Origin of the sequence: Staphylococcus sp. NWU MK-U1, from assembly GCF_033283505.1 — a bacterium.
Classification (GTDB): domain Bacteria; phylum Bacillota; class Bacilli; order Staphylococcales; family Staphylococcaceae; genus Staphylococcus; species Staphylococcus haemolyticus.
Window position 1 is genome coordinate 120,846 of sequence record NZ_JAVSMG010000002.1, and the last position, 23,203, is coordinate 144,048.

21 protein-coding genes are annotated in these 23,203 nt (G+C 31.6%); 14 read left to right on the forward strand and 7 right to left on the reverse strand.

The window, feature by feature from the left end; translation table 11 throughout:
• Positions 1-50: 50 nt before the first annotated feature.
• On the reverse strand, positions 51-491 hold the full coding sequence (locus SBL16_RS03675) for an OsmC family protein (RefSeq protein WP_107611754.1): 441 nt from the start codon (positions 489-491) through the stop codon (positions 51-53).
• 79 nt (positions 492-570) lie between these two features.
• Here SBL16_RS03675 and SBL16_RS03680 point away from each other — a divergent pair, with 79 nt between their 5' ends.
• A complete protein-coding gene (locus SBL16_RS03680; protein WP_107611753.1) occupies positions 571-1,317 on the forward strand; it encodes a glycerophosphodiester phosphodiesterase in 747 nt (248 codons plus the stop codon).
• Positions 1,318-1,391: 74 nt separating this feature from the next.
• Here the strand turns inward: SBL16_RS03680 and rpsD are convergent, their stop codons facing one another.
• Complete coding sequence (rpsD, locus tag SBL16_RS03685; RefSeq protein WP_011275505.1) at positions 1,392-1,994, reverse strand: 30S ribosomal protein S4; 603 nt, start codon at positions 1,992-1,994, stop codon at positions 1,392-1,394.
• Positions 1,995-2,218: 224 nt separating this feature from the next.
• Entirely contained in the window at positions 2,219-2,686 is a 468-nt protein-coding gene (locus tag SBL16_RS03690) for a GAF domain-containing protein (protein ID WP_107611752.1), read from the reverse strand.
• 130 nt (positions 2,687-2,816) lie between these two features.
• Here SBL16_RS03690 and ezrA point away from each other — a divergent pair, with 130 nt between their 5' ends.
• The 7 genes from ezrA (at position 2,817) to SBL16_RS03725 (ending at position 11,006) form a co-directional block, all read left to right on the forward strand.
• Positions 2,817-4,511 carry a septation ring formation regulator EzrA gene (gene ezrA / locus SBL16_RS03695; RefSeq protein ID WP_317952768.1) on the forward strand — a complete coding sequence of 565 codons (1,695 nt, stop codon included), beginning with the start codon at positions 2,817-2,819 and terminating at the stop codon, positions 4,509-4,511.
• A gap of 374 nt (positions 4,512-4,885) precedes the next feature.
• Positions 4,886-6,022: a cysteine desulfurase family protein gene (locus SBL16_RS03700; RefSeq protein WP_317952770.1), complete on the forward strand. Its 1,137-nt coding sequence runs from the start codon at positions 4,886-4,888 to the stop codon at positions 6,020-6,022.
• Positions 6,023-7,246 (forward strand): tRNA uracil 4-sulfurtransferase ThiI, encoded by a 1,224-nt coding sequence (thiI, locus tag SBL16_RS03705; RefSeq protein ID WP_107611749.1) that lies wholly within the window; start codon positions 6,023-6,025, stop codon positions 7,244-7,246. It abuts the gene before it with no gap.
• 41 nt (positions 7,247-7,287) lie between these two features.
• Entirely contained in the window at positions 7,288-8,064 is a 777-nt protein-coding gene (locus tag SBL16_RS03710; RefSeq protein ID WP_107611748.1) for a TSUP family transporter, read from the forward strand.
• A gap of 90 nt (positions 8,065-8,154) precedes the next feature.
• A complete protein-coding gene (tpx, locus tag SBL16_RS03715) occupies positions 8,155-8,649 on the forward strand; it encodes a thiol peroxidase (RefSeq protein WP_317952776.1) in 495 nt (164 codons plus the stop codon).
• Positions 8,650-8,780: 131 nt separating this feature from the next.
• Positions 8,781-9,728 carry a class I SAM-dependent methyltransferase gene (locus tag SBL16_RS03720; RefSeq protein ID WP_107611747.1) on the forward strand — a complete coding sequence of 316 codons (948 nt, stop codon included), beginning with the start codon at positions 8,781-8,783 and terminating at the stop codon, positions 9,726-9,728.
• An 81-nt stretch (positions 9,729-9,809) separates the two neighbouring features.
• On the forward strand, positions 9,810-11,006 hold the full coding sequence (locus SBL16_RS03725; protein WP_107611746.1) for an acetate kinase: 1,197 nt from the start codon (positions 9,810-9,812) through the stop codon (positions 11,004-11,006).
• Positions 11,007-11,187: 181 nt separating this feature from the next.
• Here SBL16_RS03725 and SBL16_RS03730 read toward each other — a convergent pair whose 3' ends face one another.
• The gene (locus SBL16_RS03730) at positions 11,188-11,571 is read right to left on the reverse strand and encodes a hypothetical protein (protein ID WP_107613804.1); all 384 of its coding nucleotides are present in this window, start codon (positions 11,569-11,571) and stop codon (positions 11,188-11,190) included.
• A 186-nt stretch (positions 11,572-11,757) separates the two neighbouring features.
• Positions 11,758-12,255 (reverse strand): universal stress protein, encoded by a 498-nt coding sequence (locus SBL16_RS03735; protein WP_011275514.1) that lies wholly within the window; start codon positions 12,253-12,255, stop codon positions 11,758-11,760.
• A gap of 143 nt (positions 12,256-12,398) precedes the next feature.
• Between SBL16_RS03735 and ald the strand changes: the two genes are divergently transcribed.
• The gene (gene ald / locus SBL16_RS03740) at positions 12,399-13,520 is read left to right on the forward strand and encodes an alanine dehydrogenase (protein ID WP_011275515.1); all 1,122 of its coding nucleotides are present in this window, start codon (positions 12,399-12,401) and stop codon (positions 13,518-13,520) included.
• Between the two features lie 72 nt (positions 13,521-13,592).
• Here ald and SBL16_RS03745 read toward each other — a convergent pair whose 3' ends face one another.
• A complete protein-coding gene (locus tag SBL16_RS03745) occupies positions 13,593-14,648 on the reverse strand; it encodes a M24 family metallopeptidase (protein ID WP_107612623.1) in 1,056 nt (351 codons plus the stop codon).
• 154 nt (positions 14,649-14,802) lie between these two features.
• Between SBL16_RS03745 and SBL16_RS03750 the strand changes: the two genes are divergently transcribed.
• Positions 14,803-15,492 carry a metal-dependent hydrolase gene (locus tag SBL16_RS03750; protein WP_107612625.1) on the forward strand — a complete coding sequence of 230 codons (690 nt, stop codon included), beginning with the start codon at positions 14,803-14,805 and terminating at the stop codon, positions 15,490-15,492.
• Between the two features lie 122 nt (positions 15,493-15,614).
• Here SBL16_RS03750 and SBL16_RS03755 read toward each other — a convergent pair whose 3' ends face one another.
• Complete coding sequence (locus SBL16_RS03755; RefSeq protein ID WP_011275518.1) at positions 15,615-16,028, reverse strand: universal stress protein; 414 nt, start codon at positions 16,026-16,028, stop codon at positions 15,615-15,617.
• Between the two features lie 228 nt (positions 16,029-16,256).
• Between SBL16_RS03755 and SBL16_RS03760 the strand changes: the two genes are divergently transcribed.
• The 4 genes from SBL16_RS03760 to SBL16_RS03775 all read left to right on the forward strand — a co-directional run bounded on the left by SBL16_RS03760 (position 16,257) and on the right by SBL16_RS03775 (position 23,148).
• On the forward strand, positions 16,257-17,561 hold the full coding sequence (locus SBL16_RS03760) for a DRTGG domain-containing protein (protein ID WP_107612627.1): 1,305 nt from the start codon (positions 16,257-16,259) through the stop codon (positions 17,559-17,561).
• Positions 17,562-17,598: 37 nt separating this feature from the next.
• Positions 17,599-18,537 carry a DHH family phosphoesterase gene (locus tag SBL16_RS03765; protein WP_107612629.1) on the forward strand — a complete coding sequence of 313 codons (939 nt, stop codon included), beginning with the start codon at positions 17,599-17,601 and terminating at the stop codon, positions 18,535-18,537.
• 21 nt (positions 18,538-18,558) lie between these two features.
• The gene (locus tag SBL16_RS03770) at positions 18,559-21,762 is read left to right on the forward strand and encodes a DNA polymerase III subunit alpha (RefSeq protein ID WP_107612632.1); all 3,204 of its coding nucleotides are present in this window, start codon (positions 18,559-18,561) and stop codon (positions 21,760-21,762) included.
• A 156-nt stretch (positions 21,763-21,918) separates the two neighbouring features.
• Positions 21,919-23,148 carry an NADP-dependent malic enzyme gene (locus SBL16_RS03775; protein WP_107611710.1) on the forward strand — a complete coding sequence of 410 codons (1,230 nt, stop codon included), beginning with the start codon at positions 21,919-21,921 and terminating at the stop codon, positions 23,146-23,148.
• Positions 23,149-23,203 lie beyond the last annotated feature (55 nt).

Genomic DNA, 23,203 nt, shown 5'->3' on the forward strand with positions numbered 1-23,203 from the left:
ATCACCATGTTTATATGAGATTCATGGTGAAACTAGCGCAATTTTAACAATTATTGAATTGACGCTTGAATTTTAATTTCTACATTATTACGTATAGAATTCGAAATCATACAATTATTATCAGCTATTTCTAATAATTTAGGAAGTCGTTTCTCAAGATTTGCTTTGTCTTCCGCAGTCACTGAAATTTTAGGATAATGTGTTATTGTAGCCATTTTAAACTTACCATTCTCGAATAGGGCAGTACCCACTGAATCATTTATCAGATTGATGTCGGTAAATTTTGCTCTTTCTAATGTTGCTGCTAATGAGATGATATAACAAGACGATGCTGCTGATACTAATAATTCATCAGGATTTGTACCTACTCCATTACCACCAAGCGGTGCAGGTATAGAAATTTGTTCAGAAATAATGTCTCCATTAACAGTTCCAACTTCTTCTCTTCCACCACGCCATTCTGTTTGTACTTTAAAATCATGCTTAACCATTTATGTTTAACCTCCACTTATAATATGGTAATTTAAGTGTAGTTTAAAGTGTGACATAATTAAAGAAAGGTGACTTTTTATGAAAATTAATAAACCTAATCAAGCATTTCAAATAGTTGCTCATCGTGGTTTATCTAATCAATTTCCAGAAAATACTCTTGTTGGTTTTAAGGCGGCTTTAATGCAACATGTTGATATGTTAGAAATAGATGTACATTTCAGCAAAGACAATCATTTAGTTGTTATACATGATGACACTATTAATCGAACTTCGAATGGTGAAGGAAAAGTAAAAGACTATACACTTGAAGAATTGTTAACATTTGATTTTGGAGTAAAACATGATAAATCTTTTCAAAATACTAAGATTTCAACATTTGAAGAGGTATTATCCTTAATTAAAAATTTTTCAAAAAAGTTACTTATTGAGATTAAAGTTCCACATCAATATCCCGGAATAGAAGAAGCTGTATTAAATGCTTTAGAAATATATAAAGTTCCTAAACATAAGGCAATCATTCAATCTTTTGATGAAGATTGTATGAAACGTTTAAACTCATTGGATAGTGAGTATCAATTAGGGTTGCTTATTAGTAGAAAGAAATATTGGTATAAATCTCCAAATTTTGAAGAAATATCTGATTATGCAAATTTTATTAATCCTAATTACAAATTAGTTAATTCTAAATTTATAAAAAATGCACATAGTCAATCATTGAAGGTTATTCCATATACTGTGAATAAACCGAAAGATGTTAAAAAACTTATAAACCTTGGCGTAGATGGCATTATTTCTGATTTACCAGAGGATATCTTTAGAATATAAAATCATTTTGATCATCTATGATATAAAAAAACCACCCATTCCATAAGAAAGGGTGGTTGTTCATTATCATGAACTTATCTTGAGTAGTACTCAACGATTAATTGTTCATTAATTTCAGCTGGTAATTCGCTACGTTCAGGGAAGCGTACGAAAGTACCTTTTAAGCTATCTGCATCAAAGTCTAAGTATTCTGGTACGAAATTATTAATTTCAACAGATTCTTTGATGATGTCTAAGTTTTGTGATTTTTCACGTACAGTGATAACTTGACCAGGTTTTAATGAATATGATGGAATATCAACACGACGACCATCAACTTCAACGTGACCGTGACCAACTAATTGACGTGCTTGACGACGAGTACGAGCTAAACCTAATGAATAAACAACTGCGTCTAAACGACTAGCTAGTAAAATCATGAAGTTTTCACCATGTACACCGTGTTGTTTACCAGCGATGTCAAATGTGTTACGGAATTGTCTTTCAGTCATTCCATATAAATAACGTAATTTTTGTTTTTCACGTAATTGTAAACCATATTCTGATAATTTTTTACGTTGGTTTGGACCATGTTGTCCTGGTGCGTAAGGACGTTTTTCTAATTCTTTACCAGTACCGCTTAATGAGATACCTAAACGACGAGATTTTTTCCAGTTTGAACCTCTGAATCGAGCCATATTAAGACTCCTCCTTTTTCTTTTTTGTTGTTATGAATAAACAAAAAAGAGTGTTGCATGCCCAATAGGATATGTTGTTTTATGTGTCTTCACCTTATAGCGTCAGTTACGCGACACGTCCTCATCGGGAACAACATAGAGCTTATTGATATGCAACTGCTATTTTCGTTAATTCACACAAAGTTCATTGTAACAGTATTTTACAAAGTGTCAATACTTTTTAGTTATTTAGTTAGCTGTTTTTCAAGAACTTTGACAATAACTTCTAAACCTTCCTTATCTTCATTAGTAAATCGATCTGCGATAGGTGCATCAATATCTAGAACCCCAATTATTTCATCATTGACATGAATTGGAATTACTATTTCTGATTTACTGTTTGCATCGCAGGCAATGTGTCCTGGGAACGCGTGTACATCTTTAACTAACTGAGTTTTATCTTCTGCAACTGCAGTACCACAGACACCTTTGCCAATTGCAATATGAACGCAAGCTGGATGACCTTGAAAGGGTCCAAGAATTAGTTCTTCATTTTCAATTAGATAAAAACCAACCCAATTAATTTGATCTAAATTATCATTTAATATAGCTGATGTATTGCTTAGAATTGCGATAAGGTTCTGTTCGTCTTCGATTAAACTTTGAAGCTGTTTCGTTAATAAATTATAATTTGTTTCTTTTATTAATGGCATATGCTTACCTCATTTTGTTATTTTTAATAAAAGTATAAATGGAAAAATTTATTCTATCAATTCATTCATTTACTATTTTAATGAAAGCGGTATTTGCGTTATAATAATGATAATATAGGAGGAGAATGAGATGGTTTTATACACAATATTAGCAATAATTATCATTGTTTTAATCATTGTAGGAATCATGTTTTATTTACGTTCTAACAAACGAAAAATTGTTGAAGAAGCTGAAGAACGTAAGTTGAAAGTTCAAAGATTACCTTTTGAAGAAAATTTAAAACAACTTTCTGAATTAAATTTAAAAGGTGAAACTAGAACAAAATATGATGCTTTTAAGAGAGACACCTTAGACTATACAAATAACTATTTAGCACCCGTAGAGGAAAAAATCCACGATGCTGAAATTCAACTTGATAAGTTTCAATTTTCTGGAGCTCAAAGTGACATTGACGATGCACATGAATTAATGGATAAATATGAAGCTGGGTATCAACAACAAGTTGAAGATATTAATGAAATTGTTTCTTTACATAAGGAAAATGAACAAGTTTATGAAAAGTGCAAGACTAATTATCGAGAAATGAAGCGTGATGTGTTAGCTAACAGACATCAGTTTGGCGATGCAGCTTCACCACTTGAAAAAAGAATTGAATCATTTGAGCCAGAACTTGTACAGTATGAAGAACTTAAAGAAGAAGGTAATTACGTTCAAGCACACAACCACATTATGGGTCTAAATGAATCTATGAATGAAGTCCAAAAGTATATGGATGAAATTCCAGAATTAATTAGAGAAGCCCAAAAAGAACTACCTGGACAATTTCAAGATTTGAAATATGGTTGTCGTGACTTAAAGATGGACGGTTATGATCTAGATCACGTTAAAATCGATGGTACGCTACAAAGCTTAAAGACAGAGTTGAATTTTGTAGAACCTATGATCAGTCGTCTTGAGTTAGATAATGCAAACGATAAACTTGAACAAATTAATGATAAGCTTGATGAAATGTATGATTTGATTGAGCATGAAGTTAAAGCTAAAAATGAAGTGGAAGAAACTAAAGAACAAATTACTGATGAATTGTTCAAAGCACGTGAGATGAATTACACATTACGTACAGAAATTGACTATATTCGTGAGAATTATTTCATTAATGAAAGTGATGTTCATAGCATTAGACAACATGAGAACGAAATTCAAAATTTAGTAGCAGTTTATGATGAAATTCTTAAAGAAATGGCTAAATCTGCTGTACGTTATAGCGAAGTTAAAGACAACTTAGAATATTTAGACGATCACGTTAAAGTAATTAATGAGAATCAAGAAAAATTACAAAATCATCTTATTCAATTGAGAGAAGATGAAGCTGAGGCAGAAGATAATCTTTTAAGAATTCAATCTAAAAAAGAAGAAGTTTATCGCCGACTTTTAGCTTCAAATTTAACAAGTGTACCTGAAAGATTCATTATTATGAAAAATGAAATTGACCATGAAGTTCGTGAAACGAATGATCAATTTAGTGAACGTCCAATTCACGTTAAACAACTTAAAGATAAAGTTGTCAAAATTGTTATTCAAATGAATACTTTTGAAGATGAAGCAAATGATGTATTGGTAAATGCCGTATACGCAGAACGTTTAATTCAATATGGTAACCGTTATCGTAAAGATCATAATAATGTAGATAAGAGTTTAAACGAAGCAGAACGCTTGTTTAAAAATAATCGTTACAAACGATCAATTGAAATTTCAGAACAAGCACTTGAAAGTGTAGAACCTGGAATTACTAAATATATTGAAGATGAGGTAGCCAAAGGTTAATTTCACTTGTCTTATTGACAATAAAAATTTATAGCTTTGGTAAGTAATAAATGTTAGGTTAAAGCAAATAAATAGTAGTCTATTTTGAGGTGGGACAATGAATTCATAATGAATTCTGTCCCATCTTTTTTGATTTGTTTAAAGTTATAGTAAGTTATTGAATTCAAGGGGAGTTACTTAAATTCAGAACGCTTAATAAATAATGCTAAATAAGTTTTCAACTCAAAATCATTTAATTTGAGTCCGACGCCTTTTATTTTTATTTAAAAATAGTATAATGCTTTAGTATCTATTTTTGAAAAATATGTCTATAAAAGATAAATTTACTAAGGGTAAATAAATAATTTAATAGAGAATGAAAGAGAGTGTTTTAAGTGATCTATTTTGATAATGCAGCCACTACAAAGCCTCATAAAGATGTACTCGATTCATTTAATAAAGTAAATGAAACTGTTTATTTCAATCCAAATAGTCCTCATAAGTGGGGGTTGCAAGCGGAGAAGGTGCTTCTACAAGCAAAGGAGCGTATATCTTCAATGCTATCTATAGGACAAAATACAGATGTTATTTTCACAAGTGGTGCCACTGAATCGAATAATATAGCTTTAAAAGGTATTGCTTATCGTAAAAAGCAATTTGCAAATGAAATTATTACTTCCGTTTTAGAACATCCATCTGTCTTAGAAGTTATGAGATATTTAGAAGAAGATGGGTTTGTATTAAAATATGTTGATGTTAATGCGGATGGCCGTGTTGATATTGAACATTTAGCTTCATTGATGAATGATAAGGTCGGCCTTGTTTCTTGTATGTATGTGAATAATATTATGGGACAAATTCAACCTATTGATGAAATAGTGAACATATTAAAAGAATATCCTAAAGCACATTTACACGTTGATGCAGTTCAAGCTTTGGGAAAGATAACAATGAACCTTGAAGGTGTTAATAGTGTAAGCTTTAGTGGCCATAAATTTAATGGACTTAAAGGACAAGGTCTCCTATTAATTGACAATAAAGATAAATTAGAGCCTATTGTTCATGGCGGAGGACAAGAATACGGCGTAAGAAGTGGAACAGTGAACTTGCCGATGAATGTGTCACTAGTGAAAGCAATAACTTTAGCAATGGATAATTTAAATGAACGTAATCAACGATTAAGTGATTACAACCATGAATTACGTGAATTTTTAAAAGAGTTTAGAGGTGTATATATCAATTCTCCTATGGATTGTGCACCGCAAATATTAAATATTGCGTTTCCAGGTGTGAAAGGTGAGGTCATAGTTAATGCATTTTCTAAAATGGATATCATGGTTTCAACTACAAGCGCTTGCTCATCTAAAAGAGGGAAACTAAATGAAGTTTTAATGTCAATGGGACTTCCTGATAATAAAATTGAAGGAAGTATTAGATTATCCTTAGGGAATATGACTACTCAAGAAGATATTGATCAATTTAAAGTGAAATTTGGAACAATATACAAAGAAATTAAGGAGTTGTTAAAGTAAATGGAGTTTGATCATTTATTAGTTAGATATGGTGAACTGACTTTAAAAGGAACAAATCGGAAAAAGTTTGTAAATGCTTTGAAAGATAACGTCATTAAGTCTTTACAAACTATAGAAGGAACGCATGTTAAAGGTAAGAGAGATAGAATGTATATCTCATTAACTGAAGAAGCGGATGCACAAGAGGTAATCAATCGCTTAACTAAAATATTTGGTATTAAATCTATTAGTCCTGTTCATAAAACATCTCAAGAATTAGATGAAATAAAAAAATTATGTGTTGATTTAGCTCAAGATTTTAAACCGGGAGAGACATTCAAAATTGATGTTAAACGTGTAGATAAGTCATTTCCAATGGACACATATGCTTTACAACGTGAACTTGGAGGTGCGATTTTACAAGCAAGTGAAGATATATCGGTTGATGTGAAACAACCGGATTATAACGTAAGAGTTGAAGTAAGAATGGATGGTGTGTATGTATTCACACAAATTTATGAAGGTGCTGGAGGTTTACCAGTTGGCACTGGCGGTAAAACACTCTTAATGTTGTCAGGAGGCATTGACTCTCCAGTAGCTGGAATGGAAATTATGAAACGTGGTGTTTATATAGAAGCGATTCATTTCCATAGTCCACCTTTCACTAGTGAAAAAGCTAAAGATAAAGTGATTGAACTTACACGTATCCTCTCTGAAAGAGTGGGACCAATAAAATTGCATATAGTGCCATTTACAGAATTACAAAAACAAATAAATAAAGTAGTTCATCCTAGATACACAATGACATCTACACGTCGCATGATGTTACGTGTAGCGGATATTGTATTAGAAAAAGTTGGGGCTAATGCGATTGTTAACGGTGAAAATTTAGGACAAGTGGCAAGTCAAACATTAAAGAGTATGTACGCAATTAATGATGTGACTTCTACTCCGATTTTAAGACCACTTGTTTCGCTTGATAAGGAAGATATTGTCAAGAAAGCACGAGAGATTGGTACATTTGATGTTTCGATTCAACCTTATGAAGACTGTTGTACTATTTTCACTCCTAAAAATCCTGTAACTGAACCAGATTTTGATAAAGTAATTAAATATGAAAGTGTATTTAACTTCGATGAAATGGTTCAACGTGCAGCAGATAATATTGAAACATTAACGATTAACAAAGATTATAAGAGCGAAAAAGACCAAAACACTGATGCATTAATTGATGAGTTATTCTAAAATAGAGTAATCAAGTATTAAAAACAAAGGGGATATGCATCATGGAGATAACGCTAAATATTATATTGATTATTATAGCATTTGGATTTTTAGCTGCTTTTATCGATGCAGTAGTAGGTGGTGGTGGCCTAATTTCAACACCAGCTCTATTAGCTATAGGAATGCCACCTTCATTGGCGCTTGGTACTAACAAATTAGCCAGTTCATTTGGATCGCTTACAAGTGCAATTAAGTTTATACGTTCAGGCAAAGTAGATTTAAATATTGTACTTAAGTTATTTCCATTTGTGTTTATATTTGCAGCAGGCGGTGCTAGTTTAGCTACTATGTTGCCTGCACAAGTTTTAAAGCCTTTAATTATCATTATATTGAGCCTTGTACTGATATATACAATTATGAAAAAAGATTGGGGAAATGTGCGCACATTTTCTAAGCTAACAATTGGTAAAGCTATCATTTTTGTATCATTAATGTTAATGATTGGCTTTTATGATGGTTTCTTAGGTGGAGGCACTGGCTCTTTTATGTTATTTGTTTTGCTTATGTTTGGATTTGATTTTTTAAGTGCAACAGGTAATGCGAAAGTCTTAAATTTTGCTTCTAATTTAGGTGCATTAGTTCTGTTTATTATCTTAGGTCAGGTTGATTTTGTGTATGGCTTAATTATGGCTGTAAGTATGATAATTGGTTCATATGTAGGTGCACAATTTGCCATAAGCAAAGGTGTTGGTTATGTAAAGATACTTTTTATCATCGTTACAGCAGTTCTAATTTTGAAAAACACATATGACTACATTTTACAACTGCTTCAACATTAGATATGCTTCAGTTTTAAATGATTGATTTAAGTTTTACGACTGTCGTATGATAACAATATAATGATAAATACTATAGGAGGTCATTTCATCATGACACAAATTACTTTTAAAAATAATCCAATTCATTTAGCTGGTTCTGAAGTATCAGAAGGGCAACATGCTCCTGACTTTAAAGTATTAGATAACGATTTAAATGAAGTTAGTTTAGAAAATTATAAAGGTCAAAAGAAATTAATCAGCGTTGTACCTTCTATTGATACAGGTGTGTGTGACCAACAAACTCGTAAATTTAATGAAGAAGCGGCGCAAGAAGACGGTGTTGTTTTAACTATTTCTGCAGATTTACCATTTGCTCAAAAAAGATGGTGTGCATCAAATGGTTTAGATAACGTTATTACTTTAAGTGACCATAAAGACTTATCATTCGGTCAACAATATGGTGTCGTTATGGAAGAGTTAAGATTATTAGCTCGTTCTGTTTTTGTATTAGATAACAATGACAAAGTTGTATATAAAGAATTAGTTAGTGAAGGTACTGATTTCCCTAATTTTGATGCTGCATTAGAAGCATATCGCAACATTTAATATCAATTTTAGATGATAGATATAACGTAAAAGTGTCCATATTTATTTCAGAAATGCTACTTTAAATTAGCGTTGATTATTTTGAAGAAATAAACCGAATGGACACTTTTTTAATGGAGAGGATTAAGTTTATGAGTGAAGAACAAACAATCATGGAAAAGCTTTTCAAAACATTAGATGAAAAAGCTAAAGCTTTAAATGAACAAAACGGTCAAAGTTTTATTGAGAATTTAGGATTAGCAATGGAAGATGTTTATAGTAATAAACGTGAATTATTAGAACAAACCACATTACAAGATCGTAGAAAAGCATTTCAGTTCGCTTATTTAAGTTTAATGCAAGAAGAAACAATTCAAGCCAATCACCAAATAACACCCGATTCTATAGGTTTAATTCTCGGATTTTTAGTTCAAAAATTTACTGAAAACAACGAAGAATTACATGTTGTAGATATCGCTAGTGGTGCAGGCCATTTAAGTGCATCTGTTAATGAAGTGCTTAAGGATACTACAATAATGCATCATCTTATTGAAGTTGATCCGGTACTTTCAAGAGTTAGTGTACATTTAGCAAATTTCTTGGAGATACCGTTTGATGTTTATCCTCAAGATGCAATTATGCCGTTACCTTTAGAAGAAGCGGATATAGTTATTGGTGATTTACCGATAGGATATTATCCTCTAGATGAACGAAGTCATGAAATGCAATTAGGATTTAAAGAAGGGCATAGCTATTCTCACTATTTACTAATTGAACAAGCAATTACTGCTTTGAAACAATCTGGTTTCGCATTTTTAGTAGTTCCAAGTAATATTTTTGAAGATGACAATGTAAAACAGTTGGAAAATTTCATTGCTACAGAAACAGAAATGCAAGCATTTCTAAATTTACCTAAGACGTTATTTAAGAACGAAAATGCGCGTAAATCAATATTGATTTTACAAAAGAAAAAATCGAATGAGACTAAGCCAGTTGAAGTGTTATTAGCAAATATTCCTGATTTTAAAAATCCTAATCAATTCCAAGGATTTATTGGTGAATTAAATACTTGGATGAAAGACAATCATCCTCAAAAATAAACTGTGATATTCTTGAATTATGTCTGTATTAATGGTTAAATAAATATGGATATTAATTAATAAATTGGAGGACAATAATATATGTCTAGTTTAGTTTTAGCGATTAACGCTGGTAGTTCTTCTTTAAAATTTCAACTAATAAGAATGCCTGAAGAAACTCTAGTAACAAAAGGTTTAATCGAACGTATCGGTATTAAAGATTCAATCTTCACAATTGAAGTGAATGGTGAAAAAATTAAAGATGTTAAAGATATCAAGGATCATGAAGAAGCAATTAACATCATGTTAGACAGTTTCAAACAACATGGCATCATTGATGACATTAATGATATTGCTGGTACAGGACAACGTGTTGTGCACGGTGGTGAGTTATTCCCAACGTCTGCATTAGTTACAGATAAAGTGGAAGAACAAATTGAGTCATTAAGTGAATTAGCACCATTGCATAACCCTGCTAACTTAATGGGTATCCGTGCATTCAGAAAATTATTACCAAACATTCCTCATGTAGCAGTGTTTGATACTTCATTCCACCAATCAATGCCAGAACAATCATATTTATATAGCTTACCTTACCAATACTATAAAGATTATGGTATTCGCAAATATGGTTTCCATGGTACAAGTCACAAATATGTATCACAACGTGCTGCTGAAATCATGAATAAACCAATTGAAGAGTTACGCATTATCTCTTGTCATATTGGTAATGGTGCATCAATTGCTGCCATCGATGGTGGTGAATCAATCGATACATCAATGGGATTCACTCCATTAGCAGGTGTTACAATGGGTACACGTTCAGGTAATATCGACCCTGCATTAATTCCTTTCATTATGCAAAAGACTGGTCAAAACGCCGAAGAAGTTCTTAATGTATTAAACAAAGAATCAGGTCTACTTGGTATTTCAGGTACATCAAGTGACTTACGTGACCTTGAAAGTAATGCAGAAGAAGGTAAAGAACGTGCACAATTAGCACTAGACGTATTTGCTTCAAGAATTCATAAATATATTGGTTCTTATGCTACAAGAATGCATGGCGTGGATGTCATTGTATTTACAGCTGGTGTAGGAGAAAACTCTTCAACAGTACGTGCTAAAGTATTAGAAGGCTTAGAATTCATGGGCATCTATTGGGATCCTAAGAAAAATGAAGCAATCCGTGGTGAAGAAGGATTTATCAATTACCCACACTCACCAGTTAAAGTTATTGTTATTCCAACAAATGAAGAAGTTATGATTGCTAGAGATACAGTTAAATTTGGCGAATTATAATCGATAGTAGGGTGAATAAAAAAGCACAAAAATGATTGTTGTTTTAAACATCATTTTTGTGCTTTTCCTATTATATTATATGCAAGATTCATTGTTAATATTCAGTATGATTAATCTTTAGTAATAATTTTGAAGTCATATACTTTAACCTAGACTTCATGTAGTACGTTTATGTTAATTATTACTCTCTATAATATATATCACCTTGAATTTCTTTGTCATACCTTTTTTCTAGGAGACCATTTGAATCAAATGAGAAATAAAATGTATCAATATTGTTGTTCACATCTATAAAATCCACCTCAGCAAACTTGCCATCATACTTTGTGACTTGATACTTTAATAATTCTTTTCTTCCTAATACTTCTCTTTTTAATTCTCCGTTAGATCTAAATTCTAGATATGAACCATATACTGTGAAATACTTACCGACTAATTTCTTTTTAAATTTTTCTTCTTCTGATATTTTTGGTTTTGTGATAGTATTAATAATATTTTGGCTACACCCAGAAACAATTAATGAAATGCAAATAATTGTAAATACAAGTAATAAGATTTTTTTCATAAGTTTACTCCTTAAATAATTTAAAAATATTTTATAAAACTTATTAAAATATATAAAGAGTTAAAAAATCTATTTTTTGGATATAAGTAACTAAAGAAAACTAATGTTGCATGGATATAAAATAAAAAAGAGATAGAGTATTATACTCTATCTCCATAAATATTTACCTTGAGTGTGATATAACTTTTATGAATATTGTTTTCTAAATTCTGGAGTCGCAACTTCAGGTTGGAAATCTTCAGGAATTTCTTCTGTACGTACTACTAATACATCACATGGTGCGTGACGTACAATTGCTTCAGATACAGAACCGACAATAAATCTTTCAACGGCATTTAAACCTGAAGTACCACACATAATTAAATCTACACCTAATTCACTTGCTAATTTTTTAGGGATAATTGCTTTAGGAGAACCAAATTCTAAACGAGTTTCAACGTTAGTTACTCCAGCACGCGTTGCAACTTCTTGATAACCTTTTAATAATTCTTCAGAGAAACTTCTAGACTTCTCAGTGAATTGTGCATCGTATACTTCATAAGAAGAATACGTTCTTGAATCGATAATGTTCACTATAGTTAATTTAGCGTCATTACGTTTAGCTACGTCTACTGCTTTGTTGAAAGCCCACTCAGCTTCGTGTGAACCATCAACTGCGATTAAAATGTTTTTGTATGTTAACATCTTAATAACCCCCTTAGCTTTTCTTACTTATATATTACCACAAATTTCAGAATTTTTACTCTTTATATTTTAACAATAATGTGTACTTTTTCTGATTGCGCTTTCATTGGTTTAGCGTTACGATAGTGATGGAGGTGGATGGAATGAAAATTGGTATTCCAAAAGAGATAAAAAATAACGAAAACAGAGTTGGTTTGTCACCAAGTGGTGTACATGCATTAGTTGAGCAAGGACATACAGTACTTGTTGAGAAAGATGCTGGTTTAGGTTCATTCTTTGAAGATAAAGATTACAAAGATGCAGGTGCTGACATTGTATCTGAACAGTCATCTGTATGGGATGTAGAAATGGTTATTAAAGTTAAAGAACCATTGGAAGAAGAGTATAAATATTTCAAAGAAGGACTCATCTTATTTACATACCTACATCTTGCTAATGAAGAAAAATTAACTCAAGCGTTAGTTGATAATAAAGTCGTAGGTATTGCCTATGAAACGGTTCAATTACCTGACCGTTCATTACCATTATTAACACCAATGAGTGAAGTTGCAGGACGTATGTCTGCTCAAGTTGGCTCACAATTCCTACAAAAATTTAACGGTGGAATGGGTATTTTACTTGGAGGCGTTCCTGGAGTACCAAAAGGTAAAGTATCTATCATCGGTGGCGGTCAAGCTGGTACAAATGCGGCTAAAATCGCACTAGGTTTAGGTGCTAATGTTACAATCTTAGATGTAAACCCTAAACGATTAGCTGAATTAGATGATTTATTTGATGGCCGTGTGAACACAATTATGTCTAACCCATTAAATATTGAAAATGCAGTTAAAGAAAGTGATTTAGTTATTGGTGCCGTATTAATCCCTGGTGCAAAAGCACCTAGCTTGGTAACTGAAGATATGATTAAACAAATGAAAGATGGTTCAGTGATTGTTGATATCGCTATTGACCAAGGTGGTATTTTTGAGACTACAGATAAAATTACGACACACGATGATCCAACATATGTAAAACATGGTGTTGTTCACTATGCAGTTGCGAATATGCCAGGTGCAGTACCTCGTACATCTACAATTGCATTAAATAATGCAACATTACCTTATGCGCAATTATTAGCAAGTAAGGGTTACCGTGAAGCATTCAAAGCTAACCACGCATTATCTTTAGGTTTAAATACGTACAAAGGTCATGTAACTCACAAAGGTGTAGCTGAAGCGTTCGGTTTAGAATATACATCTGTTGAAGATGCATTAAAAGAAGATTAATAATTGATTTAATATAAATAATCCAGTTGAGTGCATAGTTTTTTACTATAAACTCAACTGGATTTTTAATTTTTATTTATCATAGTGTGTTAGTATTTCATAACCATTTTCAGTTACTAAAATATCATCTTCAATACGAACGCCAGCAACATTTGGTACATATATACCAGGTTCTATCGTAATAACCATTCCCGCTTCAAGTAGGTTTGAATTTGTACTTGAAACATCTTGATATTCATGTTCTTCTAAACCAAGGCCATGTCCTAATCTGTGAGGGAAATAATCACCGTATCCAGCATCACTTATAATGTCTCTAGCGATTTTATCAATTTCTTGTAAAGGGACGCCTGCTTTAATTGCCTCAATTGCATTGGTTTCTGCTTCTAAAACAATATTATAAATTGTTTGAGCTTCTTCAGAAGGGGTTCCGAATTTTACTGTACGTGTCATATCGCTACAATAATGATTATATATAACCCCTAAATCAAATAATACATATTCATCTTTAACAAGTTTTCTTTCTCCTGGTGTCCCGTGAGGTGATGCAGCGTGATCTCCAAATAATACCATTGTGTCAAAACTCATCTCACTAACACCAAATTTTTTGATTTCATTTTCAATATGATTGACTACTTCACGTTCTGTTACACCAACTTTAAGGAATTCGGTACCAATTTCGATGCATTTGTCAGCGAGTTTTGCCGCTTCGCGAATATTTTCAATTTCGGATTCGTTTTTAATATTACGTAATTCTTTAATTGTTTGATCAATATCGCCATAGTGCTGAACACCAAAGTTTTGAGTTAACTCGCGTTGACGTTTTACTGTTAAGTGTTCACTTTCAATCAATAACTTATTAAAAGATAACGGATCAATTTCAAAAGGATTCTCAGTATCTAAGTAGCCAATGATTTTTCCTTCAAATGGAGAATTCTTAACTTCTTCAACTTCCATCTTTGGACAATATAAGGTTTGATCTCCATTTGCTGTAATTAATAGTGCAAATAGTCTCTTATGAGGTTCGCTTCTATACCCAGTGAAGTAGAATACATTGAGAGGAGTTGTTATCCATGCAGCGTCAGCTTGTTCATGTTGTAATTGTTTAGTTATTTTTTCGATTTTACTCATTCAATCATCTCCATTAAGTATTTATGTTAATTTTACGTCTAATCAGCTTAGAATTCAAAATTATTTAATGCAATAAGCGATTATTTTAGTTTCATGTTATATCTTTAATAGCTAGGGTATAATTATAATAATCAAGCAATAGGAGGCTATAATTATGAAACTTTCTTTTCATGGGCAATCAACGATTTATTTTGAAGGTAATGGTAAAAAAGTAATTGTAGATCCATTTATTTCGGGTAATGACAAATGTGATTTAGATGAACAAACATTAGATGTAGACTATATTATTTTAACTCATGGTCATGCCGATCACTTTGGCGATGTAGTTGAGTTAGCAAATCGTAATCACGCAACTGTTATAGGTTCTGCTGAATTACAAGGGTATTTAAGTACTTATCACGGTGTAGAAGATGTTCATGGTATGAATATCGGTGGCAAAGCTAAATTTGATTTTGGTAGCGTTAAATATGTTCAAGCTTTCCATAGTTCAAGTTTCACACATGAAGATGGTATCCCTGTTTACTTAGGCATGCCAATGGGACTTATATTAGAAGTTGAAGGTAAAACGATTTATCACATGGGTGATACAGGATTGTTTAGTGATATGAAATTAATTGTTGAAAGACACCCTGTTGATGTATGTTTTGTTCCAATTGGAGATAACTTTACTATGGGTATTGATGATGCAAGTTATGCAATTAATGAATTTGTTAAACCTAAGATTTCGGTTCCAGTTCATTACAATACTTTCCCATTAATTGAACAAGATCCACAGCAATTTAAGGATGCAGTGCATGAAGGTGAAGTACAAATATTAGAACCTGGTGAGTCTGTATCATTTTAATAAATGTAAATATAAATGAAGTAATTAATTAGTTTAATGAAATAAATAAGCACAAAGGTGATTTATACATGAACAATCATCTTTGTGCTATTATTTTGACGCATCTTTTGAAATTGTACTAACTATTTTACAATCAATACAGGGATGGTAGCACGTTTAGCTACTTTGTGACTTACGCTGCCTAATACGAATTTTTTCTGAGATTCAGCTTTACGGTTACTTAATACGACGATTTCATATTTACCACTATTAGCGTGTTTCACTAATTCGTCCTTAGGGTTACCACGCACGATGATTTGATCATAATCAATGCCGTAGTCTTCTAAAGTAGTTCGTGTTTTTTCTAGCAATTGACTACGTTTTTCAGTCAATTCATTAATATGCGTACCAGCTTTAATTGATGCTTGTGCATCCTGTTCACCAATCGCATTTAAAATAGTTACTACGGTATCTGGACCTGCTAATTTTGATACTTCCTTCAACGCTTTCTCATTTTTTAATTGAGTATCTACACCTAATAAAATATTTTTATACATAGGTCATCCCTCCTCATAAACAATTATATATAAAATATTTTAATTTTACCAATGTATATAATTAAAATAATTAAAGATTTAATTAACATAACTTGATTTATTAATTAATAAAAAATCAAACTGATGAAGCGTTTTTAAAACTAATTAATTTACATTTTCTAAATCGATTTTTTATGATTAAAAAGTTATAATAAATAAAACACTGTACATTATAAAGAGGTATTATCAATGACTAAACATGAACAAATCATAGCATACATAGAATCGTTAAATGTTGGCCAAAAAATTTCTGTCAGGAAAGTTGCCAAAGTAATGAAAGTATCTGATGGGACGGCATATAGAGCTATAAAAGATGCCGGACAACTTGGGTTAGTAACTACCATTGATAGAGTAGGTACAGTACGTATTGATAAAAAGAATCGTGAGGAGATTGAGAACCTTACGTTTAAAGAAATTTTAAAAATCATTGATGGAGATATCATTGGTGGTAAAAATGGATTAACAAAAAGTGTTTCAAAATTTGCGATAGGTGCAATGGAACTTAAAGATGTGGTTAAATATTTAAGTCATCATACATTGTTAATCGTAGGTAATAGGCCCGATGTTCAGTTAGAAGCGTTAAAAAGAGGTAGTGGCGTACTTATTACTGGAGGTTTTAAAACAACACAAAAAATTATTGATTATGCTAATAATCATGATTTACCAATCCTGTCTTCAAATTATGATACATTTCTTGTAGCCAATATTATTAATAGAGCAATGTATAATCAAATGATTAGAAAAGAAATTTTAATAGTTGAAGATATAGTGAAACCAATTAACGATATGACGGTTATATTTGATGAAATGGGTATTGAAGATTATAAATCACGTGCCAAAGTTACAGGTCATTCAAGGTTTCCAGTTGTAGATAAAGATTGGCGATTAGTTGGGATCGTTACGAGTAAGGAAGTCATTCAAATGAACTCGGATGATACCATTGCTAAAGTAATGACGAAACGTCCTATCAATGTTGAATTAAATACAACGGTAGCGAGTTGTGCTCACATTATGATTTGGGAAGGAATTGAGATATTACCCGTAACTCAGAATAAAAGAGCAATAGGTGTAATAACGAGAGATGACGTATTAAAAGCGATGCAACTTATTGGCAGACAACCTCAAATAGGTGAGACGATTAATGATCAAATAGCGAAACATATTACGATTTCACAAAGTGATATTTCGGTTGAGGTTTCTCCGTTATTAACCAATCAATATGGCACATTAAGTAAGGCTGTATTTGTCGCTATTATTGAAGAAACAATAAAACATGAATTGCGAAAATATAAAAAGGTAGATGTTATGATTGAAAGTTTAAATATCATCTATATTAAAACTGTGCCAATTGAAGCATCAATTAGAGTTCAATATGACATGCTCGATGTTGGAAGGAACTTTGCTAAATTGGAAGTCGCGATGGTAAGCGGGAATGAAAAAGTCGCAAATGCAATGATAATTTGTCAGATGTTTGAGGATATGCAAAGTATTTAATTTTAAAGTAATAAATCTAATTTAAGGAGATATAATAATGGTAGAAATTTTTAATGAAATCATGCAAAGAGTTAAAGAGGCAGAAACAATTATTATTCATAGACATGTGAGACCAGATCCAGATGCTTATGGCTCACAACTTGGATTAAAGTTATATCTTGAACGAAAATTCCCTGAAAAAAATGTCTATGCTGCAGGTGAAGCTGAACCATCATTATCATTTATAGGAGACTTAGATAAAATTGATGACAGTTTATATAGTGATGCACTTGTAATTGTATGTGATACTGCAAATGCACCACGTATTGATGATCAAAGATATTTAAATGGACAGTCATTAATTAAAATAGATCATCATCCTGCTACTGATCAATACGGCGATGTAAATTTTGTTAATACTGAAGCATCTTCTACAAGTGAAATTATATTTGATTTCATCGTACATTTTAATGATCTAAGTTTCATTGATGAACAAGTAGCTCGAGTATTGTATTTAGGTATTGTTGGAGACACAGGGCGATTCTTATTCAGTAATACATCACCCCATACAATGGAAGTTGCTAGTCAATTATTGGCATATCCATTCAATCATAATGCCGAATTAAATAAAATGTCCGAAAAAGATCCTAAGTTAATGCCTTTCCAAGGATATATTTTACAAAATTTTGAACTATCAGATTCACATGAATATTGTCAAATTAAAATAACTAATGATGTTTTAAAGCAGTTTGACATTCAGCCTAATGAAGCTTCTCAATTTGTAAATACAGTTGCGGATATTAGCGGTTTAAAAATATGGATGTTTGGTGTAGATGAGGGAGATCAAATTAGATGTCGTATTCGATCTAAAAGGATTACTATTAATGATGTCGCTAATCAATTTGGTGGGGGAGGCCACCCAAATGCATCAGGTGTGTCAGTCTATAGTTGGGATGAATTTGAAGAATTAGCACAAGCTTTACGTCAGAAATTATAAATTTAAGAAAGGAAGTCATTCATGGTTGCTCATTTAAATCTTCATACAGCATATGATTTATTAAATTCTAGTTTGAGAATCGATGATGTAGTTAAAAAAGCACAACATAATCATTATGATACATTAGCGATTACTGATACTAATGTCTTATATGGCTTCCCTAAATTTTATGATGCTTGTATTAAAGCCAATATTAAACCAATTTTTGGAATGACAGTTAACGTTACGGATGGTTTGTATACAATTGAGACTGTGGTTTTAGCTATAAATAATGATGGCTTAAGATCACTATTTCAACTCTCTTCCGCAATTAAAATGAAGCAAAAAGACGTTATATCAGTTGAGTGGTTAAAAAAGTATTCAACAAATATAGTAATCATATTTAAACAAGCAAATCAATCTCATTATTCTATAGTTGAACAATTTCAAAACCACCAAAATATATTTATAAATCATTCAAGCGACTTAGCATTTTATAATAATATAAAAGTAGTTTGGTTTGAAAATGCACGATACTTAAATCAAGAAGATGTTGGGACGATTCCAGCACTTGAAGCAATTAAAAATAATACTAAGCTAGATTTGGTTAATGATACTGAAGATATTGGGGAACATTTTCCTAATCAAAATGAATTAGAAACATTAAATATAGACAGAGAGGTATGGAATAATACACTTGAACTAGCTAATTTATGTAGTGCAAGCTTAGAATATCATCAAAATTTACTACCTAAATTCGATGCACCATCAGGTAGTTCCTCAAAAGAGTATTTATGGTCACAACTTCAATCAAGTTTAAAGAAGATGGAATTAAATCATGATGAACGCTATACAAAAAGATTAGAACATGAATATCGCGTTATAACTGAAATGGGTTTTGAAGACTACTTTTTAATTGTGAGTGATTTAATTCACTACGCTAAAACACATGATGTTATGGTTGGTCCTGGGCGGGGATCCTCAGCTGGTTCATTAGTTAGCTTCCTACTCGGCATTACTACAATAGATCCAATTAGATTTAATCTATTATTTGAACGTTTTTTAAATCCTGAACGTGTAACAATGCCAGATATAGATATTGATTTTGAAGACACGCGTAGGGAAAGAGTCATTCAATACGTTCAAGATAAATATGGAAAACATCGTGTTTCGGGTATTGTCACATTCGGACATTTATTGGCTAGGGCCGTTGCAAGAGATGTAGGTCGCATAATTGGATTTGATGATAAAACTTTAAATGAAATTTCTAAGTTAATACCTAATCAACTAGGTATAACTTTAGATAAGGCATATGAGGATGAGCAATTTAAGCAATTTGTACATAGAAATCATCGACATGAAAAGTGGTTTGAATTAAGTAAGAAATTAGAAGGCTTACCTAGACATACTTCAACACATGCAGCAGGTATTATTATTAACGATCAACCTTTATATAATTATGCACCACTTACATTGGGCGATACTGGTTTATTGACGCAATGGACGATGACAGAAGCAGAGCGAATTGGTCTACTAAAGATTGACTTTTTGGGGTTAAGAAATTTATCTATCATACATCAAATTATCACTCAAGTAAAAAAAGATTTAAATATTACTCTAGAGATTGAAGAGATACCGTTTAATGATGTAGATGTATTTAAGTTATTATCTAGGGGAGATACAACTGGAATCTTCCAACTTGAATCCGAAGGTGTAAGAAAAGTATTAAAACGACTTCAGCCTGAACATTTTGAAGATATCGTTGCGGTTACGTCTTTATATAGACCAGGACCTATGGAAGAAATTCCGACTTATATTTCAAGACGACATAACGAAAGTGAAATTAAATACTTACATCCTGATTTAGAACCCATACTTAAAAATACGTATGGTGTAATAATCTATCAAGAACAAATTATGCAAATCGCTAGTCAATTTGCTAGCTTTAGTTATGGACAAGCAGATATTTTACGTCGTGCCATGAGTAAAAAGAATAGAGCAGTATTAGAAAGTGAAAGACAACATTTTGTCGAAGGTGCGATAAAAAATAAATATGATGAGAAGATAAGTAAACAAATATTTGATTTAATTCTTAAGTTTGCTGATTATGGATTTCCTAGAGCACATGCAGTAAGTTATTCAAAAATTGCATATATCATGGCATATTTGAAGGTTCACTATCCTAATTATTTTTACGCTAATATTTTAAGTAATGTCGTTGGTAATGAATCTAAAACAGCGGCCATAATTGATGAAGCTAAAAATCAAAAATTGAAAATTTTGCCTCCTAATATTAATGAAAGCTATTGGTATTATAGAGCAACTAAATCAAATATTTATCTATCCTTAGGTGCTATTAAAGGTGTTGGTTATCAGAGCGTTAAATCAATTGTTGATGAAAGGTATCAAAATGGTAAGTATAAAGATTTCTTTGATTTTACTAGACGAATTCCAAATCGCATAAAGACTAGAAAATTACTTGAATCATTAATATTGGTAGGCGCTTTTGATACTTTTGGAAAAACACGTTCAACTTTATTAAGTTCTATTGATCAAGTTTTAGATGAAGTGTCAAATGTAGAACAAAACGATTTGTTAATGGATATTTTAACACCTAAGCAAGCTTACACTGATAAAGAGGAATTTAGTGATCAAATGATTAGTAGTTACGAAATGGAATACTTGGGATTTTATGTTTCTAATCATCCAGTTGAAAAGCAATTTAATAAAAAGCAATATTTAGGTATCTATACACTAAGTAATGTTGTTAATCACAAACCTATTTTGGTTCAAGTAGATCAAATCAAACAAATAAGGACCAAGAATGGTCAAAATATGGCATTTTTAGTTCTAAATGATGGACGACATACGATGGATGCAGTTTTATTTCCAGATAAGTTCAAACGGTATGAAACTCAATTAAATGAGAGAGAAATGTATATTGTTTGGGGGAAATTTGAAAAGAGAAAACAACAATTGCAGCTTATTTTAAATCAAATGGATTCAGTTGAACATTTCGAAGTAACTAAAATAAATGAGGCATCTCAAATTATTTTAAGAAACATTCAAAACTTAGATGAAATTAAACAAATTCTTAATGATCATCAAAACAACTATATGATTAAAGTGAATATATATAATGAACAAACTGGAGAACTTGATTATTTGGGTAGTATGGATAAAACATCGAATGAAATTAAAAACTTTGTTGAGGCTTTTGATCCAAAAGATATAAGAATTTTATAACTTTTATGTATAAAAAAATTATGATATAGTAAACTGATGATTTATAAAATAAAGTCATCAGTTTATTTTATCTTAAAAAATTTTAAATGCAGAGAATATATATTCATTATACTGATGAACTTTCGATATTTTAGTAAATAAACAGGGGTTGATTTAATGTCTTTAAGAGATGATGCATTACAAATGCATAAAGAAAATCAAGGTAAGTTGGAAATTACACCTAATATCAAAGTTACTAATAAAGAAGAATTAAGTTTAGCCTATTCACCAGGCGTAGCAGAACCGTGTAAAGAAATACATGAAGATCCAAGAACTGTATATGATTACACGATTAAAAGAAATACTGTGGCTGTTGTTACTGATGGCACTGCAGTTTTAGGTTTAGGTAATATTGGTGCCTCAGCTAGTATTCCTGTTATGGAAGGTAAAGCTGTTCTTTTTAAAAGTTTTGCAGGTATAAATGGTGTACCTATCGCTTTAGATACTAAAGATACAGAAGAAATTATTAGAACAGTTAAATTAATTTCACCTAATTATGGAGGAATTAATCTAGAAGATATTTCAGCACCAAGATGTTTTGAAATTGAAGATCGTCTTAAAAAAGAAACTAATATTCCAGTTTTCCATGATGATCAACATGGTACAGCGATTGTTACTATGGCTGGTTTAATCAATGCACTAAGAATAGTTGATAAAGATTTATCTGATATTAAAGTTGTGTTAAATGGTGCAGGTGCAGCAGGTATTGCAATTGTTAAATTATTAGATTCTTACGGTGTCAGAAATATGATAATGTGCGATTCAAAAGGTGCTATTTTTGAAGGTCGATCTTATGGTATGAATGACACTAAGGATTATGTAGCTAAATTCACAAATAAAGATAAAATTGAAGGTTCATTACAAGATGTAATTAAAGATGCTGATGTATTTATAGGTGTTTCAGTTGATAACTTACTATCAAAAGACATGGTTAAATCAATGGCGGATGATGCAATCATCTTTGCAATGGCTAACCCAGATCCAGAAATCAAGCCCGATGATGCTAAAGAAGCAGGCGCTAAAGTTGTAGGAACAGGTCGTTCAGATTTTCCAAACCAAATTAATAATGTACTTGCGTTCCCAGGTATTTTTAGAGGTGCATTAGACACTGAATCAACACACATAAATGAAGATATGAAGAAAGCGGCGGTTGTAGCGATTGCTAATCTTATAGATGAAGATGAGTTAAATCCGGATTATTGTATTCCTGGTCCTTTCGATAAAAGGGTAGCTCCTTCAGTTGCACGTGAAGTTGCAAAAGCAGCAATGGAAACTGGCGTGGCAAGAATTGAAGTGGATCCTCAAAAAGTTTATGATAAAACAATGCAATTAACAGACTTGAAATAACCTAGAATTGCAACAATTTTAATAAAAAACAAAGACATGTATTATTTCTAACTCA